Annotated in this window: 14 protein-coding genes; 7 read left to right on the top strand and 7 right to left on the bottom strand. The window is 62.8% G+C overall.

Annotated features, from left to right (window positions below; genetic code table 11):
* Window positions 1-208 precede the first annotated feature (208 nt).
* Together cra and ACI2KG_RS16550 are read left to right on the top strand one after the other, a co-directional pair.
* Window positions 209-1,204, top strand: coding sequence for a catabolite repressor/activator (cra, locus tag ACI2KG_RS16555; protein ID WP_404662588.1), 996 nt, complete (start codon window positions 209-211; stop codon window positions 1,202-1,204).
* A 2-nt stretch (window positions 1,205-1,206) separates the two neighbouring features.
* Window positions 1,207-1,983 carry a TatD family hydrolase gene (locus ACI2KG_RS16550; protein ID WP_404662587.1) on the top strand — a complete coding sequence of 259 codons (777 nt, stop codon included), beginning with the start codon at window positions 1,207-1,209 and terminating at the stop codon, window positions 1,981-1,983.
* 782 nt (window positions 1,984-2,765) lie between these two features.
* Here the strand turns inward: ACI2KG_RS16550 and ampE are convergent.
* The 3 genes from ampE to ACI2KG_RS16535 form a co-directional block, all read right to left on the bottom strand.
* Window positions 2,766-3,596: a regulatory signaling modulator protein AmpE gene (gene ampE / locus ACI2KG_RS16545; RefSeq protein WP_404662586.1), complete on the bottom strand. Its 831-nt coding sequence runs from the start codon at window positions 3,594-3,596 to the stop codon at window positions 2,766-2,768.
* Window positions 3,593-4,165, bottom strand: a complete 573-nt coding sequence (gene ampD / locus ACI2KG_RS16540) for a 1,6-anhydro-N-acetylmuramyl-L-alanine amidase AmpD (protein ID WP_404662585.1) — start codon at window positions 4,163-4,165, stop codon at window positions 3,593-3,595. The genes ampE and ampD overlap by 4 nt, the downstream gene beginning before the upstream one ends.
* 242 nt (window positions 4,166-4,407) lie before the next feature.
* Window positions 4,408-6,540 carry a DUF1631 domain-containing protein gene (locus ACI2KG_RS16535; protein ID WP_404662584.1) on the bottom strand — a complete coding sequence of 711 codons (2,133 nt, stop codon included), beginning with the start codon at window positions 6,538-6,540 and terminating at the stop codon, window positions 4,408-4,410.
* A 242-nt stretch (window positions 6,541-6,782) separates the two neighbouring features.
* Here ACI2KG_RS16535 and nadC point away from each other — a divergent pair, with 242 nt between their 5' ends.
* Entirely contained in the window at window positions 6,783-7,631 is an 849-nt protein-coding gene (gene nadC / locus ACI2KG_RS16530) for a carboxylating nicotinate-nucleotide diphosphorylase (protein WP_400618998.1), read from the top strand.
* A gap of 178 nt (window positions 7,632-7,809) precedes the next feature.
* Here the strand turns inward: nadC and trxB are convergent, their stop codons facing one another.
* On the bottom strand, window positions 7,810-8,772 hold the full coding sequence (gene trxB / locus ACI2KG_RS16525; protein ID WP_346614943.1) for a thioredoxin-disulfide reductase: 963 nt from the start codon (window positions 8,770-8,772) through the stop codon (window positions 7,810-7,812).
* 321 nt (window positions 8,773-9,093) lie between these two features.
* Here trxB and cysZ point away from each other — a divergent pair, with 321 nt between their 5' ends.
* On the top strand, window positions 9,094-9,822 hold the full coding sequence (gene cysZ, locus ACI2KG_RS16520) for a sulfate transporter CysZ (RefSeq protein ID WP_400619002.1): 729 nt from the start codon (window positions 9,094-9,096) through the stop codon (window positions 9,820-9,822).
* A gap of 148 nt (window positions 9,823-9,970) precedes the next feature.
* On the opposite strand, the gene ACI2KG_RS16515 is transcribed toward cysZ, so the two are convergent.
* Window positions 9,971-11,287 carry a methyl-accepting chemotaxis protein gene (locus ACI2KG_RS16515; protein ID WP_404662583.1) on the bottom strand — a complete coding sequence of 439 codons (1,317 nt, stop codon included), beginning with the start codon at window positions 11,285-11,287 and terminating at the stop codon, window positions 9,971-9,973.
* A 170-nt stretch (window positions 11,288-11,457) separates the two neighbouring features.
* Between ACI2KG_RS16515 and ACI2KG_RS16510 the strand changes: the two genes are divergently transcribed.
* On the top strand, window positions 11,458-12,648 hold the full coding sequence (locus tag ACI2KG_RS16510) for a glycosyltransferase family 4 protein (RefSeq protein ID WP_404662582.1): 1,191 nt from the start codon (window positions 11,458-11,460) through the stop codon (window positions 12,646-12,648).
* Between the two features lie 284 nt (window positions 12,649-12,932).
* On the opposite strand, the gene ACI2KG_RS16505 is transcribed toward ACI2KG_RS16510, so the two are convergent.
* Together ACI2KG_RS16505 and ACI2KG_RS16500 are read right to left on the bottom strand one after the other, a co-directional pair.
* Window positions 12,933-13,415, bottom strand: coding sequence for a glutathione peroxidase (locus ACI2KG_RS16505; RefSeq protein ID WP_404662581.1), 483 nt, complete (start codon window positions 13,413-13,415; stop codon window positions 12,933-12,935).
* A 144-nt stretch (window positions 13,416-13,559) separates the two neighbouring features.
* Entirely contained in the window at window positions 13,560-14,045 is a 486-nt protein-coding gene (locus ACI2KG_RS16500) for a peptidylprolyl isomerase (protein ID WP_404662580.1), read from the bottom strand.
* On the opposite strand from ACI2KG_RS16500, the gene ACI2KG_RS16495 reads away from it, so the two are divergent.
* Window positions 14,044-14,346 carry a DUF3565 domain-containing protein gene (locus ACI2KG_RS16495; protein WP_404662579.1) on the top strand — a complete coding sequence of 101 codons (303 nt, stop codon included), beginning with the start codon at window positions 14,044-14,046 and terminating at the stop codon, window positions 14,344-14,346. The genes ACI2KG_RS16500 and ACI2KG_RS16495 overlap by 2 nt on opposite strands.
* Window positions 14,347-14,377: 31 nt before the next feature.
* Window positions 14,378-16,465 (top strand): phosphate acetyltransferase, encoded by a 2,088-nt coding sequence (gene pta, locus ACI2KG_RS16490; RefSeq protein WP_400619023.1) that lies wholly within the window; start codon window positions 14,378-14,380, stop codon window positions 16,463-16,465.
* Window positions 16,466-16,641: the final 176 nt, after the last annotated feature.

Here is a 16,641-nt window from a genome sequence, read left to right as displayed (position 1 = left end):
CCGTGCACGGAAGGCAGCCGAGGCAGAAAATTCGGCGGCTGAAACGTTTAATCTGACCAAGTGGCCACGTTACTCGATAATCTTCCGGGGAAAAAGCCCCATCCTGTCGGACAATTGCGACAATGGTCGTCTGCGCGTACTGGCTGTACCGGGTCAAACTACCCGGTCCGGCCTTACAGCCAGCCCCGGTAATAACAAGGAAAATTCGGTGAAACTCAGCGATATCGCCCGTCTGGCCGGTGTGTCCGTGACCACTGCCAGCTATGTCATCAATGGCAAGGCTGAACAGCAACGCATCAGCAGCAGCACTGTCGAGCGGGTACGCGCGGTGGTCGAAGCACACGGCTTCACCCCCAACCCGCAAGCAGCAGGCCTGCGCAGCCGGCATACCCGCACCCTGGGCTTCATTCTCCCGGATCTGGAGAACCCCAGCTACGCCCGCATTGCCAAGCAGCTGGAGCAAGGCGCCCGCGCCCGCGGCTACCAGTTGCTGATCGCCAGCAGCGACGACCAGCCCGACAGCGAACGCCAGTTGCAGCAACTGTTCCGCGCGCGTCGCTGCGATGCACTGTTCGTTGCCAGCTGCCTGCCCCCAGAAGACGAAAGCTACCGCGAGTTGCAGGACAAAGGCCTGCCGGTGATCGCCATCGACCGCCGCCTTGACCCTGCCCACTTCTGCTCGGTGATCAGCGACGACCGGGATGCCAGCCGCCAACTGGCCGCCAGCCTGCTCAGCGCCGCCCCACGCAGCATCGCCCTGATCGGCGCCCGCCCGGAGCTGTCGGTCAGCCAGGCGCGTGCCGGTGGTTTCGACGAAGCCCTGCAAGGCTATGCTGGCGAAGTACGCCGCTACCAGGGCGAAGCCTTCAGCCGCGAGTGCGGCCAGCGCCTGATGCAGCAACTGATCGACGACCTCGGTGGCCTGCCAGATGCCCTGGTGACCACTTCGTATGTACTGCTGCAAGGGGTGTTCGATACCCTGCAGGCGCGCCCTGCCAACTCGCGCCAGCTGCAGTTGGGTACCTTTGGCGATAACCAGTTGCTCGACTTCCTGCCACTGCCGGTCAATGCCATGGCCCAACAACATGGCCAGATTGCCGCCATCGCGCTGGAACTGGCACTGGCCGCCATCGAGGAAAAACGCTACGAACCTGGCGTGCATGCAGTCGGTCGAACCTTCAAGAAACGCATTCCAGTGGCCTGAACATGCGCCTGATCGACACCCACACCCACCTGGACTTCCCCGACTTCGCCGCCGACCGCCCACGCCTGCTGGCTAACGCGGCGGCACTCGGGGTGGAGCGCATGGTGGTGCTGGGGGTGTTCCAGGCCAATTTCCAGCGGGTATGGGACCTGGCCTGTGCCGAGCAGTGCCTGTTCGCCGCGCTGGGCCTGCACCCGGTGTACCTCGACCAGCATCGCCCGGAACACCTGACGCAGTTGCGCGGGTGGCTCGAACGCCTGCGCGATCACCCGCGGCTGTGTGCCGTGGGCGAGTTCGGCCTGGACTATTACCTCGAAGACCTGGACAAGGCGCGCCAGCAAGACCTGTTCGAAGCACAACTGCAGATGGCCTGCGACTTCGAGCTGCCGGCGCTGCTGCACGTACGCCGCAGCCATGCCCAGGTCATCGCCACGCTCAAGCGCTACAAGCCGGCGCGGGCGGGGGTGATTCATGCGTTTGCCGGCAGTTATGAAGAAGCCCGCGAGTACATCAAGCTGGGCTTCCGGCTTGGCCTGGGTGGTGCGGCAACCTGGCCGCAGGCGCTGCGGCTGCGCAAGACCCTGGCGCGGTTGCCGCTGGACAGTGTGGTGCTGGAGACTGATTCGCCGGACATGGCGCCAGTGATGTACCCGGGGGTAAGAAACAGCCCGGAGCATCTGCCGGAGATTGCCGCAGCGCTGGCGCAGGTGATGGGCGTGGAGGTTGGCGAACTGGCGCAGGCCAGTACCCGCAATGCTTGTGAGTTGTTTGGCTGGTAACCGCCAGCTGATCGCGCCCCTGCCCTGCTTTTGATCTGGCTTGTGATCTGGCTTGTGATCTGGCTTTTGATCTGGCTTGTGATCTGGCTTTTGATCTTGATCTTGATCTTCGCGACTTCAGGAGGCCGAACGCAGGCCTTGCGGAGGGAGGTGACGGGCATGGATGCCCGTCAAGCGCTGAGGCCCCAGGGATGGGGCCTGCAGCGCGTACTCCCGGGAGCAAGGCCGGAGTGAGGGAACCCCGGAGCGCAGCGTAGGGGCCGGATGATGGGAGCGCAGCGTTTTTTGGTTACTTTTTGTCGCGTCTGACAAAAAGTGACTCGCCGTAAGGGCGAAAAGGTGAGTAAGCGTCGCCATCGCTGCTGGAGTTTTCGCCATATCAAAACCGGCGCATGAGCTTTTAATATTTTGAGGCGTGGGCATTTACATCGAGCAGGTATTCATTAGCGCAGGTGGCGCTTAGTCACCTTTTCGCCCTTACGGCGAGTCACTTTTTGTCAAACGCGACAAAAAGTAACCAAAAAACGCTGGCTCCCGTCATCCGGCCCCTGCGCTGCGCTCCGGGGTCCCCTCGCTACGGGCTTGCTCCCGGGAGTACGCGCTGCAGGCCCCATCCATGGGGCCTCAGCGCTTGACGGGCATCCATGCCCGTCACCTCCCTCCGCAAGCCCTTCGCTCGGCCTCCTGAAGTCGCAATCCGTGTCGCCTGGACTATCGCGCGCTTAGAAGCAAAAGCAAAAGCAACGGCAACGGCAACGGCAACGGCAATGGCAATGGATGGATCAGACCAGCACCGTCCACAGCGCAAACCCGGCATACCACAACACCGCACAGCGCAGCAGCAGCTCCCACAGGCTGTCCAGCCGCCCCAGCCCGCGCTGGCTGTCTTCTTCCTCGGGAATGTCATCGGCAATGCGCCCGACTCGCGCCACCAGATGCGCGGCGCTGATGTGCCAGTTGAGCACTTCGTGCAGCATCACGCGTGTTACCGCCAGGAAGTTGCCCACCAAGGCAAAGCTCAATGCCAGCACCCGCACCGGCAGCCAGTCCAGGATATGCCGCAACTGTTCAGCTCGCGCCTTTAGCGCAGGTTGTTTGCTGTGCTCACCGGTCAACGCCAGCAGCCGGTACGCCAACGCCGCCCCCGGCCCCAGCACGAAATACCAGAAAATCACCGCGAAAAAGCCCTGGTACACCTGCCACAGCAAGTTGCCCTGCACCCGCACCAGCAGGCTGTGTGGCTCATCGGCCGCAAGGCCCAGGTCACGCTCGGCCACGTGCAGCGCAGCCTGGTCATCACCACGCCGCCAGGCATCGCGGAACGGCCCCAGCGAGGCCTTGGCATCGCCACGCCCCAAGCTGTAGATCAGCACCAGCAAGTGCACCGGCAGGGCCAGCAGGCCATAGGCCACAGGTTCCAGTACATGCAGCAGCAACACCAGCAACGCTACCGGTGCCAGCACCAGGATGGCCAGCGTCCACCAAGGGTGCACCTTGCCGCTGCGCTCCAGGCGCACCAGCTCGCCGAGGAAGAACCCGTCACGCTGCACCTGATGGCGCAGGGCCGAAAACTTCTCGACCCACAGCGCCAGCAACAACACCAGAAAACTCATGCCTTGTCCTCGTCGTGCTGCAACGCTTGGCGATAGCGCGGCCAGTCAAAGGCCGGGCCAGGGTCGGTCTTGCGCTGCGGGGCAATGTCGCTATGGCCCTGGATACGGCGCTGATCGATGGCCGGCCAGGCGCCGCAGATGTGCCGGGTGAGTTGCTCCAGCACTGCGTACTGGGCATCGGTGTAGGGCAGATCATCAGTGCCCTCCAGCTCGATACCGATGGAAAAGTCGTTGCAGCCTTCACGCCCGTCGAAACTCGACACACCCGCATGCCAGGCGCGGTCGCACAACGACACGAACTGGGTCACCGCACCGGTACGCTCGACAAACAAGTGCGCCGACACGGTCAGGTGGTTGATGCTGGCAAAGTACGGGTGTTCATCGGGGTCCAGGCGGTTCTGGAAGAACTGCTGGACTTTGCCGGTACCAAAACAGGCCGGCGGCAGGCTGATGTTGTGGATCACCAGCAAGGAAATCGATTCGCCTTCGGGGCGGGCATTGAAGTTCGGCGAGGGGCAGTGGGTGATTCCGATTCCGTGGAACCAGCCAGTGGCACGGTCCAATTGCATGGGGCAGATCCTGAAAACGCCGTTAACAGAAGAACAGTATGCCTTGCGGCCAATGTGGTGTGCATGTGAATCATCGTAATGTAAGTGACCACAACCCGGCACTGGCCCCTGTAGGAGCGGCCTTGTGTCGCGAAAGGGCTGCAAAGCAGCCCCAGGATGTCAGCACAGATGCTCAAATTGCTGGGGCTGCTTTGCAGCCCATTCGCGACACAAGGCCGCTCCTACAGGGGGCGTGTCAGCTTCTAAACTTGGCGCAGGCTGTCGAGTACCGCCTCCAGCGCTCGCTCGAACAACAGCCCGTCATCCAGCACCCGCACTTCACCGCGTTGCAGGGCCTGGGCCAAGCTGGTGCTGCTCCATTCGCGCACTTTCATGCCGGTGCGGTTGGCAAACACCAGCCTGTCGCTACTGTCGATACGCGCCACCAGCTTGCAGCGCAGCGGTTGGTCTTCGTCCAGCACCTCGACCCAGGTGCCGATGCGCAAGCGCTGCGCCTGAAGCAACGCCGCAGCGTGCCCATCGTCTTGCCACAGCGGTGCGCAGCCTGGCTCTTCGGCGATTGCCAGCACAATGTCATGGGCCACCAGCACTTCAGCCAGGGGCGGCTCGTCGCTACCCGCGCAGGCGCGCAGGTGCAACTGCTCAAGCTGCAGGAAAAACTCACGGGTCGCCAGCGAGCCCTGCGCCACACTGGCCAAGCCATCACGCAGTGCCTTGAGCAGGCCGGGTACCTGCTGCAACAGGGCTTGCGGCTCGTGTGGCGGGATGATGCTGGCCAGCAGCGTATCCATCGTCTGCACCGCATCGCACCAGGCCTGGGAACCCTCACCCTGCTTCAACCAAGCCAGCAACAGCACCTGGCTCCAGGCCTGCACCAGCATTTGCACCACCACCTGTGGCAATACCCGGCCACGCAGGCGCTGATTAAGTAGCTGCTGCACCTGTTGCCTGGCCTGCAGGGCCCGGGCCCGGCCTTGCTCGGCGTCGCGGGTGCGTTGTTCGAGCAACTCGTTGCGCCGCCGCTCGTCCTGGTTGAAGGCGAGAAAATCGTCGAGCAACTCGGAAAACAAGCCGGCATCTTCGGCAAAATCGTTTAGCAGCCGCTGGACGGTCCGCTCTACCCGCAGGTGCAGGCTGTCACGCACGCCTTCGCGGTTGCATTCCCAGCCAATCGCTGCGCCAGCAATTTCATTGAGCAAGCGGCGCGCCGGGTGGCTGGCCCGGCTGAACAGCCCCTTGTCCAGCAGTGCGACCTTGAGCAGGGGAATCTGCAAGCGGGCAATCAGCGCCCGCAGGCTGGCCGGCAAGTTGTCATCGCGCTGGATATACGCGAAAAGCAGCCTCACCAGGTTGATCATGTCTTCGTCGGCCACGCCGATGCGCCGACGTGTGCCGCTGCGCACGCTGACCCGCAGCAGCAATTGCTCAAGTTGTGGGCCAAGCTCGAAATCATCCGCCTCGTGGGTGGCGGGCACGTAGCGCTGCAAATGCGAAAGCAACCGCAGCAGGTCGGCGGTAGTGATCGGCTGGGCAGCTGTTACCGCCTGCAAACGCGGGGCGAACTGCCCTCGCAGCGGGGCCAGCAGCGTTTGCAGCGAAGCAAAGAAAGCCTGCCCCGCCGCGTCAGCACCCAGCGCCTGGCCAAGCCTTGCCGGGCCGCGTCGTGCGCGCATGCGCCGGTCCTCGGCACGCCGGCGCGGTGCCGGTTGCAGTTCCGGCAGTACCCCGGCGGCGGCCAGCAGTTGGTTAGCCTCACCATAGATCACATCGGCATCGCGTAGCACATAACGCTCGAACAGTTTGAGCAGCACCAGCTTGACCCGCAGGCAAACACCCAGGTTGCGCCCGGCATCGAGGAAATAGCCACACAATGCCGCCGGCCCCAACGGGTTGTGCTGCTCGTACAGCGGGCGGTCGAGCAACGCCTGCAAGCGCAGGCTCAGCTGCTGCAGGGCCATGCCGTCGCGGGACAGTACGCGCCCCACCATGCCTTCGACAGCCGCTGCCCGTTCTACCTGGGCCTTGCCACCCGAGTTGTCCGGCTCGACGAGATGCGCCAACAGGTCAACCTGGCCAATGCGCGCAAAGGTTTCATGGAAGGTATCCAGAAACCCACGCTCGATACTCTTGCGCTTGAGGCGCAGGTCGCGCATGGCTTCGAAATACAGGCTCTGGTCACAACGGTCCAAGGCCTTGTCGGCCATTTCGAAGAGGGTGTCGTCGGCGTTGTCGAACAAGTCCTGCAAGCCTTGGCGCAACTGCAGCGCGGCCTTGTCGCGGACCTGCAGGAGCAATACCGGAAGGCAAGGCAGGGGCGCACGCCCGCCCCGGTCGATGGCCGCCGCCAAGGGCACCACCTTGCCTTCTTTTTGCATCCTGGACTCCTTGCAGGGTGTGTACGCCCGATGAGGCGGTAATCGTCAAAGCTATGACGCCAAATACTGGGCGCATTATCGGTAAAAAGTCGCAGCGCTGCCAGCGCCGTCTCACCGACGGGTTAATGACCCTGGCTCAGGCCAATTGCTCACCTCGCTCCGACCAAAGGTCGTCGCCAAGGCGGCTGTACACACCGGCCCCCTGCCCTATAATCGCGGGCATCTAGCTTGTGGAGCCAACCATGCCGAACCTACGCCTTGCCGACTTGACCGCTGAAATCGAAGCCAACGTGCGCCGTGCGCTGTTGGAGGACATCGGCAGTGGCGATATCACCGCACAGTTGATCCCGGCCGAGCGCCTGGCCAAGGCGACCATCATCACCCGCGAAGACTGCGTGATCGCCGGCACCGCCTGGGTCGATGCCGTATTCCGTCAGCTCGACCCGCGCGTGGCGGTGCATTGGCAGGTAGCCGACGGTGAACGGGCCACCGCCAACCAGCCGCTGTTTCACCTCGAAGGCCCGGCCCGTTCATTGCTGAGCGGTGAGCGCAGTGCACTGAACTTCCTGCAGTTACTCTCAGGCGTTGCCACCCGCGCGCGCTTCCTTGCCGACCTGGTAAAAGACACCCAAGTGCGCTTGCTCGACACCCGCAAGACCCTGCCGGGCCTGCGCCTGGCACAAAAGTACGCGGTGACCTGCGGCGGTTGCGACAACCACCGCATCGGCCTGTACGACGCCTTCCTGATCAAGGAAAACCATATTGCCGCCAGCGGCGGCGTGGCCGAGGCGGTGGCGGCGGCGCACCGCATTGCACCGGGCAAGCCGGTGGAAATCGAAGTGGAAAGCCTGAGCGAACTGCGCGAGGCGCTGGCGGCGGGTGCCGACATCATCATGCTTGACGAGCTGAACCTGGATGAAATGCGCGAGGCAGTGGGCATTACTGCCGGCAAAGCCAAGCTGGAGGCCAGTGGCGGGGTTAACGAGAGCACCTTGCGGGTGATTGCCGAGACCGGGGTGGATTACATCTCGATTGGTGCGATGACTAAAGATGTGAAGGCGGTGGATCTGTCGATGCGGTTGAGCCTGTGAGCTGATCGCAGGCAATAAAAAACCGGCCATTGAGCCGGTTTTTTTTGGGGGTTGCCGAGGGCCCTATCGCCGGCAAGCCAGCTCCCACAGGTAATGTGCAAGGCCCGGGGGAAGTGCATTACCTGTGGGAGCTGGCTTGCCGGCGATGGGCTGCAAAGCAGCCCCCGACAATCTCGAATCAGAACGAGGCGTTGGCCAGCCCGTCCAGGTAGCGCTCGACGTCCAGCGCCGCCATGCAGCCAGCACCGGCCGAGGTAATGGCCTGGCGGTAAACGTGGTCAGCCACGTCACCGGCAGCGAACACGCCTTCGACGTTGGTGGCAGTGGCGTTGCCTTCGCGACCACCATGGACCACCAGGTAGCCGTCCTTCAAGGTCAGCTGGCCTTCGAACAGCGAAGTGTTCGGGGTGTGGCCGATGGCAATGAACACGCCGTCGACCTTGATTTCGTCGCTGCTGCCGTCGTTGTTCTTCAGGCGCGCACCGGTCACGCCCATGTTGTCGCCCAGCACTTCGTCCAGGGTGGCGTTGAGCTTGAGCTCGATCTTGCCTTCGGCCACGCGGGCGTTCAGCTTGTCGACCAGAATCTTCTCGGCGCGGAAGGTTTCACGACGGTGTACCAAAGTCACCTTGCTGGCGATGTTGGCCAGGTACAGTGCTTCTTCAACGGCAGTGTTGCCGCCGCCAACCACGGCCACCGGCTTGTTGCGGTAGAAGAAACCGTCGCAGGTAGCGCAGGCCGAAACGCCCTTGCCCATGAAGGTTTCTTCCGACGGCAGGCCCAGGTAGCGGGCGCTGGCGCCAGTGGCGATGATCAGCGCGTCGCAGGTGTACTTGCCGCTGTCACCCTGCAGGGTGAACGGCTTGTTGGCCAGGTCGACGGCATTGATGTGGTCGAAGACGATTTCGGTTTCGAAACGCTCGGCGTGCTCTTGCATGCGCTGCATCAGGGCCGGGCCGGTCAGGCCGTGGGGGTCGCCCGGCCAGTTGTCGACTTCGGTAGTGGTGGTCAACTGGCCACCGGCCTGCATGCCGGTGATCAGCAGCGGCTTGAGGTTGGCACGGGCGGCATACACCGCGGCGCTGTAACCGGCAGGGCCGGAACCGAGAATGATGACGCGCGAATGACGTACTTCAGACATGTCGAACTCCTGTCGAGCGGGCCGGGATCGGTGTACCGGCGGCGCCAGCTGGAAAATAAAAAGGACCCACGCAGCACTTGGGGAAGGCTACAACGCGCAGGCCCAGAAAGCGGAAAGTTGAGCGCACTGTAGCGAGGTCGCAAAGATTAAGGAAATATCCTTCGACAATCCACCTCATAGGCATCGTCTATGCTGCGATTTCATCGGCGGCCAAGCGGCTGGTGCTTTTGTTACAGCCGGTTTCGCGCCCGCCAGCCGCCTTTCGTCGGCGCGACAAACTCGGTAAGGTCAGCGCGTTTTCCTTGTCTGCGGAGTACCTCGATGCAAGCCCCTGTCCTCTCTGGCCCCCAATACCTGCGCGAAGGCCTGAAACTGGTGCTGAGCCCCAATCTGCGCTTGTTCGTGCTGCTGCCGTTGGCGGTCAACCTGCTGCTGTTCGGTGGCCTGATCTACTTCGCCGGCCATCAGTTCAGCCTGTGGGTGGATGCGCTAATGCCAAGCTTGCCGAGCTGGCTGAGCTTCCTTACCTACATCCTTTGGCCGTTGTTCGTCGCCTTGGTGGTGTTGATGGTGTTTTTCACCTTCACCCTGGTGGCCAACGTCATTGCCGCGCCGTTCAATGGCTTCCTGGCGGAAAAGGTCGAAGTAGTGGTGCGCGGCGAAGACAACTTCCCGGCCTTCAGCTGGGGTGAACTGGTGGCCATGGTGCCGCGCACGCTCAGCCGTGAAATGCGCAAGCTGGGCTACTTCCTGCCCCGCGCCATCGCCCTGTTCATCCTGTCGCTGATCCCGGTGGTGAACGTAGTGGCTGCACCGCTGTGGCTGATCTTCGGCGTGTGGATGATGGCCATTCAGTACATCGACTACCCGGCGGACAACAACAAAATGAGCTGGCAGGACATGCTCGCCTGGCTGCGCCAGAAGCGCTGGCAGTCGCTGGGGTTTGGCGGCATTACCTACCTGGCGTTGATGATTCCGGTGGTGAACGTGCTGATGATGCCGGCGGCGGTGGCGGGGGCTACGCTGTTCTGGGTGCGCGAGCGCAACTGATCCCTGTTAATGCTCAAATTGCTGGGGCCGCCCTGCGGCCCATCGCCGGCAAGCCAGGCTCCCACAGATAAGCGCAAGGCTTGAATTCGATGCGGTCGGGGGTGGGGGCTGGCTTGCCGGCGATGGGCTGCACCGCAGCCCCTGCTCTTTACTGCCCCAACCGGCTGGAAAACTGGCCCACTACATCCACCACCCGCTTCGCCCCGTCCTGGATCTCGACAATCACGCTGCCGGTCTCGTCCGCCAGCGCCAGCCCCTGTTCGGCCTGGCGCTTGCTGGTATCGATGATCGCCACCGCCGCCTGCGCCAGTTGCTCGTTCTGCTGCACAACCCGGGCGATTTCCTCGGTGGCGGTGCTGGTGCGCGAAGCCAGCTGGCGTACTTCGTCGGCCACCACGGCAAAACCACGCCCCTGCTCGCCTGCGCGGGCAGCTTCGATGGCGGCGTTCAGCGCCAGCAGGTTGGTCTGCCCGGCAATGTCGCTGATGGTTTTGATGATCGAGCCGATCACCCGCGACTGGGTATCCAGAGCCTGGATACCTTCGGCCGCTTCTTGCATCGAAGCCTCCAGGCCGCGCATCACGCTGACGCTCTGGGTCACCACATCGGTGGCCTTGCGGGCGCTGGCATCCGTCCCCAGTGAGGTGGTGTAGGCAACATCTGCCGCCTCGGCCACCGCTTGCTCCTGGTTGACCTGGTCGGTGATCACGGTGGCGAACTTGGCCACTTTGTACAGCACGTCATGAGCATCGAAAATCGGGTTGTACGACGCCTCCAGCCAGATCACCCGGCCATGGGCATCGATACGTTTGAAGCGCTCGGCCACGTACTCGCCCCGGCGCAGCTTGCCCCAGAACGCCTGGTAGCCGGCCGAGTTGGCCTCTTCCGGCTCGCAGAACATACGGTGATGCTTGCCGCGAATCTGCTCCAGGCGGTAGCCGACGGTGGCCAGGAAACGGTCATTGGCGGTGAGAATGGTGCCGTCGAGGTCGAACTCGATCACCGCGGTGGAACGCATCAGCGCCTTGATCAGGCTTTCATGCTCGCGCGAGGTCTGAATGGTGCGGGTGAGGTCGCTGGAATGCAGGGTGAAGTACTTGATGCGCCCTTCACTGTTCTTCACCGGCTGCAGGATCGACCGCAGCCAGGCTTCCTGGCCATTGCCGCGCAGCAGGCGAAACGCGCCGTTCAGGTGTTCGCCACGGCTGATCGCGCTTTTCATGCGCTGGTAGAAATCCAGCGATTTGACATGGTCAGGGACGATGTCCTCGATGTTGCGTCCAAGCAATTGTTCGGCACGGTAGAGCATCTCGCTCTCAAAGTTGCCATTGACCATCTCGATCCGTCCCTGGGGGTCGAGTTGCAGTACCAGCATCTCGCTGTCGAGGCTGCTCTTGACCTGTTGGATAGACAACAGGTCTTCGCGCAGCTGCCGGATTTCTTGCTTGAGCTTGTTGTTGAACATCACCGCTCTCCTATGGAGCGCATCAGGTAGTCGAATGCATCTTCATCGGCTGCCAGTGACACCTTCTTGAGTGCCGCGCCAGGAAATATTCGTGCGTCGGCGGTCAGTCGTCATCTGTACGTCACATGGCAGTCACATTGGCGCAATCGAGCAGGCGGAAACTTTTTGTCATGAATACACGCGCCCTACGCATCACCCTGGTCAGTGAAACCTTCCCACCCGAAATCAACGGCGTGGCCAACACCCTTGGCCGCCTCAGCGAAGGGCTGCGCCAACGCGGCCATGAGGTTGAAGTGGTGCGCCCGCGCCAGGCCGGCGAAGGGCCGGTGCACAACGACCCGCAGCTGATGCTGTGCCGGGGCTGGGCCTTGCCGGGCTACCCAGGTTTGCAGTGGGGCGAGGTGTCGATGCACAAGCTGTTGCGCCGCTGGCGCCGGCAGCGCCCGGATGTGCTGTATATCGCCACCGAAGGGCCGCTCGGGCTCAGTGCTTTGCGTGCGGCGCGGCGCCTGGGGGTAGCGGTGGTCAGTGGTTTTCATACCAACTTCCCGCAGTATTCCGGCCAGTACGGGCTGGGCCTGCTGGCGCGCATGCTCACGCACTACCTGCGCTGGTTCCATCGGCGCACGGCCATCACCCTCGTCCCTAGCCTCAGCCAGCGCCTGGAACTTGAGCGCCGTGGTTTCGAACGCCTGGAACTGCTGGCCCGGGGTGTCGATGCCTGCCTGTTCAACCCGGCGCGGCGTAGCCAGGCGTTACGCGAAAGCTGGGGGCTGGGGCCGGACGATATCGCCGTGCTGCATGTCGGCCGGTTGGCGGTGGAAAAGAACCTTGGCTTGTTGCGGCCCTGCCTGGAGGCACTGCAAAAGACTTATCCACAGAAGCGCCTGCGCCTGGTTTTTGTAGGGGACGGCCCTCAGCGCGCCACCCTTGAGCACCAGTTGCCGGACGCGGTGTTCTGTGGTGCCCAGCGCGGCGAAATACTGGCTGAACACTATGCCAGCGGCGACCTGTTCCTGTTCCCCAGCCTGACCGAAACCTTTGGCAATGTGGTGCTCGAAGCCATGGCCTCGGGGTTGGCGGTGGTGGCTTATGACGAGGCAGCTGCAGCGCAGCATATTCGCCATGGCCATAGCGGCGCGCTGGCCATGCCGGGAGACCAGGCGGCATTTATTGACGCGGCCTGCTGGTTGCTGGAGGAAGAAGAGACGCTACGCCGGGTGCGCTTGAATGCTCGCCAGCATGCCAGCCGTCAGGGGTGGGCGGCGATTGTCGAGCAGTTTGAGGGGTATTTGCAAAATGCCTGCCGGCAAATCGGGGGCGCGGCTGAGCGTTCGACGCAATATGTGCAGCGCCTGTGAGATCGAGCGCCGCCCGCGCGGCGCTTCGCGGCACAAGGCCGCTCCCACAGTCTGTTTCCGGCCAATCACTCCTGTGATTTCACCGCTGGCCGCCTTGTTTATTCCATCCGATATCGGCTTCGCCACTGCTCTTTATCAATCTCAAGCCTTGCACTCAGGGTGCACGCGGCAAAGGCACAGGAATAATTGGCCCGAAACAGATGTGGGAGCGGGCTTGACCCGCGAAGCGCCGCGCGGGCGGCGCTCGATCTAATAGGCGCTGAAAATACTGTGTCAGGCACTACTCAGACCAGTGCCTTCTCGATTGCCTGCACCACCGCCGGATCATCCGGCGCCGTACGCGGCGAGAAGCGCGCCAGCACCCGCCCATCCTTGCCGACCAGGAATTTCTCGAAGTTCCAGGTGATATCGCCAGGGAACTCGGCGCCCTCACCCGCCAGCAGGCGATACAGCGAATGGCGCTGTGGCCCGTTGACCTCGAGCTTGCCGCCCAGCGGGAAGCTCACCCCGTAGTTCAGGCTGCAGAAGTCCTGAATTTCCTTTTCGCTGCCTGGCTCTTGCCCGGCAAACTGGTTGCACGGCAGGCCAAGCACATTGAAGCCCTTGTCCTTGTAAACCTGATAGAGGTTTTCCAAGGCTTTGTATTGCGGCGTGAGACCACACTTGGAAGCGACGTTGACCACCAGCACCACTTGGCCCTTGAACGGTGCGAGGGGCAGTTCCCCGCCGTTCAGCGCGTCCAGTTTCAGCTCGTGAAATGCACTCATGACGAATCCCCTCTCAGCTTCCCGGGTGCCGCACAGGCGAAATACGCCCACTAAAAAGGCGCTCGTCCAAACCGTTCACCTCCCGTAGGAAGGCAAATCGGCTTGCCCGAGCGCCTGGCGACTTTCTGAGCTTAGCGCAGAAAATCAGTGGTGATGGCCACCTTCACCGTGGATGTGACGGTGAGCGATTTCTTCGTCGCTGGCGTCACGCACGTCGACCACCTTGACCTGGAAGGTCAGGCGCTGGCCGGCCAGCGGGTGGTTGCCGTCAACGGTGACGTCGTCGCCGTCGATGTCGCGGATAGTGACGATCTGCATCTGGCCGTCCGGCGCCGAAGCGTGGAACTGCATGCCGACTTCCAGCACGTCGACACCTTCGAACAGGCTGCGGTTCAGGGTGCTGACCAGCTCGGCCAGGTATTCGCCGTAGGCGTCTTCCGGCTCGATGGAAACGTTCAGTTCGTCACCGGCCTGCTTGCCTTCCAGGGCTTTTTCCAGGCCCGGGATGATATTGCCGGCACCGTGCAGGTAAACCAGCGGCGCACCACCGGCGGAGCTGTCGATGGTCTCCCCGGCGTCGTTGGTCAGGGTATAGTCGATGGAGACAGCCTTGTTGGCGGCGATCAGCATGGGGCAAGACCTTTTGCAAAAGAATGTAGAGCGGACAAGTGTAACCAAGCCATCGCCCGATTGCGAACGCACTGCGGACCAGCAGCGGCCCATCAGTCGGATCACCGGTTTTCACCAGGACGAAGAAGGCCACTGGGTGGCCGAACTGTCCTGCGGCCACACCCAGCACCTGCGTCACCAGCCACCCTGGCAGTCACGCCCCTGGGTGCTTGACCCGGTACAGCGCGCACAACGCATCGGCCAGCCTTTCGCGTGCGGCTGGTGCGCACAGGGGGCCGATAGCGCTACCCTTGGCCGTTAATTCCTTGCACCGCTTATTTCGAGAAGCACGCATGCAGACATTTTTCATTGCGCCGACCGACTTCGGTGTCGGCCTGACTTCGATCAGCCTGGGCCTGGTGCGTACCCTTGAGCGCGCCGGCCTGAAGGTCGGCTTCTTCAAGCCGATCGCACAGCCTCACCCGGGTGACACCGGCCCCGAACGCTCCAGCGAACTGGTCGCCCGCACCCACGGCATCAAGCCTCCCGTGCCACTGAGCCTGGCTCAGGTCGAGCGCATGCTCGGCGACGGCCAGCTGGACGAGCTGCTTGAGGAAATCATCCGCCTCTACCAGCAAGCCTGCGTCGGCAATGACGTGGTGGTGGTTGAAGGCATGGTACCCACGCGCCACGCCAGTTATGCGGCGCGGGTCAACCTGCACTTGGCCAAGAGCCTGGATGCCGAAGTGATTCTGGTCTCCGCGCCAGAGAATGAAGTGCTCAACGAGCTTTCCGGGCGCGTGGAGTTGCAGGCCCAACTGTATGGTGGCCCGCGTGATCCGAAAGTGCTTGGCGTCATTCTCAACAAGGTGCGCACCGACGAAAGCATGGCCGATTTCGCCACGCGCCTGCGGGAACACTCGCCCTTGCTGCGTGGCAATGACTTCCGCCTGCTGGGTTGCATCCCTTTCCAACCGGAGCTGAACGCACCGCGCACACGCGATGTGGCCGACTTGCTCGGCGCCCAGGTGCTCAATGCCGGCGATTACGAGCAGCGGCGCATGAGCAAGATCATTATTTGTGCGCGTACGGTCGCCAATACCGTGCCGCTGCTCACGCCCGGAACCCTGGTGGTAACCCCGGGCGACCGGGATGACATCATCCTCGCCGTGAGCCTTGCGGCTATCAACGGGGTGCCGCTGGCGGGATTGCTGCTGACCAGCGATACAAAGCCCGACGCGCGCATCCTTGGCCTGTGCCGTGGCGCGTTGCAGGCTGGCCTGCCGATCCTGTCGGTCAGTACCGGCTCGTACGACACCGCCAACCAGCTCAATTCGCTGAACCGCGAAATCCCGGTGGATGACCGCGAACGTGCCGAGTTCATCACCGACTTTGTCGCCAGCCACCTCGATGCGGCCTGGCTGCACCAACGCTGCGGTACCCCGCGTGAACTGCGCCTGTCACCCGCGGTGTTCCGCTATCAGCTTATCCAGCGCGCGCAGCAGGCCAACAAACGTATTGTCCTGCCAGAGGGCGCCGAGCCTCTGTTGGTGCAGGCTGCGGCGATCTGCCAGGCCCGTGGCATTGCCCGTTGCGTGCTGCTGGCCAAACCCGAGGATGTCGACGCCGTGGCCCGCGCCCAGGGCATCACCCTGCCGCCGGGCCTGGAAATTCTCGACCCCGAGCTGATTCGCGGGCGCTATGTAGAGCCGATGGTCGAGCTGCGCAAGAGCAAGAACCTCAATGCACCGATGGCCGAGCAGCAACTGGAAGACCCGGTGGTGATCGGCACCATGATGTTGGCCCTGGATGAAGTGGACGGGCTGGTTTCCGGCCTGGTGCACTCCACCGCCAACACCATCCGCCCTGCCCTGCAGCTGATCAAGACCGCGCCGGGTTCGAGCCTGGTGTCGTCGGTATTCTTCATGCTGTTCCCCGAGCAGGTGCTGGTGTACGGCGACTGCGTGATGAACCCGCACCCGAGCGCTGCCGAACTGGCCGAGATTGCCCAGCAGAGTGCCGAGTCGGCGCAGGCCTTCGGCATTGCGCCACGGGTGGCGATGATCAGTTATTCAAGCGATTCGGCCAGCGATGAAGAAGTCGGGAAAGTGCGCGAAGCGACACGCCTGGCACAGGGCGCGACGCAGGGGCTGCTGATCGATGGGCCGTTGCAGTATGACGCGGCGGCCAACCCTGCGATTGCCCGCGAGTTGGCGCCGGACAGCCCGGTGGCAGGGCGTGCCACGGTGTTCGTGTTCCCTGACCTGAACACCGGCAATACCACGCACAAGGCTGTGCAGCGCAGTGCCGACGGGGTCAGCCTGGGGCCGATGCTGCAGGGTTTACGCAAGCCGGTAAACGACCTGCCGCGCGGGGCTCAGGTGGACGATATCGTGCACACCATTGCCCTGACGGCGATTCAGGCCAGCGTAACAGGTTAGAACTGGGGCTGCTTTGCAGCCCATCGCCGGCAAGCCAGCTCTCATAGAACAAACTCTAACTTATTGATTTAGCGAAACTTATTGATTTAGCGAAACTTGTGGGAGCGGGCTTGTCCCGCGAACACCGGCAAAGCCGGTGCCAGACACCGGGTTGCCTTCTTCGCGGGACAAGCCCG

Origin of the sequence: Pseudomonas sp. NPDC089407, from assembly GCF_044900445.1 — a bacterium.
GTDB lineage: Bacteria > Pseudomonadota > Gammaproteobacteria > Pseudomonadales > Pseudomonadaceae > Aquipseudomonas.
This window is presented reverse-complemented; position numbering and strand designations above follow the sequence as displayed.